Genomic DNA, 326 nt, shown 5'->3' with positions numbered 1-326 from the left:
TACCATGTTTTCAGCCATTCAAAAAATAAAACAAACACTATCTAATCACAAAAACAGGTCAAAAATATATTTATTTTATTCAATTTTTTTTAATGCTTTTTAGCGTTCCTTGCTCCAAGGTGAAAATGTCAATATCGAAGCATTAGATGCGAAAACGACGTATCAAGAAGAGTATGAGCGCAAAAAATCAGGGCTTACTATTTCGATAACAGGCACGGCGAGTGATATTTACAACGCCAACCAAACCCGAGAGCAAGCGAAAAAGCAGACCAATGAAAAAACCAAAGCGCTGATGAATATTAAAGCGGGGTTACAAGCGGGTAATG

Annotated in this window: 1 protein-coding gene; it reads left to right on the top strand. The window is 36.5% G+C overall.

Features of this window, described 5'->3' with window-relative positions:
• Positions 1-109: 109 nt before the first annotated feature.
• The coding region (locus tag A9G25_RS02690; RefSeq protein ID WP_141674979.1) for a hypothetical protein at positions 110-326 on the top strand (217 nt) is incomplete at its 3' end.

The sequence above is a fragment of the Gilliamella sp. Bif1-4 genome (assembly GCF_001690535.1).
GTDB lineage: Bacteria > Pseudomonadota > Gammaproteobacteria > Enterobacterales > Orbaceae > Gilliamella > Gilliamella bombi.
The sequence above is the reverse complement of the archived record's forward strand: the minus strand, read 5'-3'. Positions and strand labels throughout refer to the sequence as shown.